At 33.4% G+C, this 1732-nt stretch carries 2 protein-coding genes; both read left to right on the forward strand.

Going from position 1 to position 1732, the window contains the following annotated elements; all coding sequences use genetic code 11:
• The coding region (locus tag RBH29_RS17565; RefSeq protein ID WP_306698310.1) for a hypothetical protein at positions 1-559 on the forward strand (559 nt) is incomplete at its 5' end.
• Positions 560-862: 303 nt separating this feature from the next.
• The gene (locus tag RBH29_RS17570; protein WP_306698311.1) at positions 863-1543 is read left to right on the forward strand and encodes a nucleoside/nucleotide kinase family protein; all 681 of its coding nucleotides are present in this window, start codon (positions 863-865) and stop codon (positions 1541-1543) included.
• Positions 1544-1732: the final 189 nt, after the last annotated feature.

The following is a 1732-nucleotide window of genomic DNA, read 5'->3' on the forward strand; positions in this document are numbered from 1 at the left end:
AGCTGCAATCAGACGCAAACCGCACCATCCGTGGTGCGGTGTTTATAGCAGGGCTTTGAAAGATTTAAAACAAAGGGTGAGACTTGATTTGAAAAAGAGAAAACCAGTTATAGTGTATTTATTGACTTTGATTACAATGTCTCTATATTTTTTCTTCTGGATGTTTCAATTAATGAGTGAATTGAATACTCTATCAAGGAAAAGAGTATTTAACATAAAAAGAAAGGTAATTGTTATATTTAGTATTCTGATACCATACATTTTGATTTTTATTTTATTAGGCAACCCAGCTGTTATTAAAACTCTATACTTTTTTATTTTATTTTTATTAGGTTTTGCATTGGTAATACTATGGTTAATTATTATAATAAGAAATCTAATACAAATAAGTAACCAAATTTCAATAATTGAAGCTGATAACTCAATTGAGAATAGAATTTCAAAAGATAAGACCATACTATTGTTCTTTTTGTATTTTACAGTGATATTCTATATTCAATCACATATGAATACAATTATTGATTGTTCTTTAAATAATGAAATGACGCTAGAAAATTAATGGTTTTTTACTTGGGTAAGGTTAGTTAAGGGGCACACGTCCTTGTGTGCCTCCGAGTCACGGGGCGTCCGACTCCAGCTAACAACAGATTCACACAAGGGCTCGTTAGAAAGGACATGGAGCAGGCCTTTGAAGTTTGAACATGAAGAAGGACTCACCACATTCCTTCACCGACGCAGGCGTGCCAGAGAAGAAGGGCTCTGCGGGTTCGGTTCAGGAACGTTGTGAATCAACGACGTTAGCTGAAAGTGGACGCAAGAGCACGCGCCGTCCTTGGCGCTGGGAAAAACAAAGGAGTATATTATGGATAATGTCGAATCATTGATGAAAACATTAACAAATTTAATATTAAATCAAAAAAACAATGGAAGTCCATTAGTAGTTGGGATTAACGGGATTGATACATCTGGTAAAACAATGTTTTCAAAAAAACTAAAGAAGCACTTACAAGATATGGATTGTGAAGTTCAAATTATTCATATTGATGATTTCCATAACCCAAAGTCTATCAGATATTATGGAGATGATGAAGTTTATAACTATTTCTATAAAAGTTTTGAATACAACAGATTAATTTCCGAAATATTAGACCCAATCAAGTTTGAAAAAAAACTTTTCAAAAAATATATGGCACTTAATCTAGAGACAGACAAGTATGATTTAGAAAGAACATATAAGGTTACTTCAAATACTATTGTTATATTGGAAGGTGTATTTATTTTAAGAGAAGAAGTTAGGGGCTTTCTAGATTTTAGCATTTTCATTTATGTACCATTTGAAATAGTTAAGGAGAGAGCTATTAAACGAGATGTTCCAAAGTTTGGTGAAGAGATTCTTGAAAAATATGATAAAAAGTATATACCTACACAAAAAAAATATCTTGAGATGTTTCCACCAGAAATTTTAGCAGATATAATTATTGATAACCAAGATTGGAATAATCCCATGATTGTTAAAGTCAATGATACTAAAAAGAGTTTTTAACAATAAGTTGAGCGAGATAGTTTAAGGGTCCACGTCCGTGTGGACTGCTGAACTTCGAAGGCGTCCAAATCAGCTAACAAAATATCTGCATAAAGGGCGTGCTTATAGGTCATACTGCCCGCAGCTTTCCACCTAAGATAGGAGCTATCTAAGGTGGAAAGCCGCCGCAGATACAAAACGTTAAGTGAA

The organism is Herbivorax alkaliphila, from assembly GCF_030848475.1.
Taxonomy (GTDB): Bacteria; Bacillota; Clostridia; order Acetivibrionales; family Acetivibrionaceae; genus Herbivorax.

Excerpts from the sequence above, each read along its gene's own strand:
- RBH29_RS17570 (WP_306698311.1), top strand. The coding sequence starts at position 863 with ATGGATAATGTCGAATCATTGATGAAAACATTAACAAATTTAATATTA.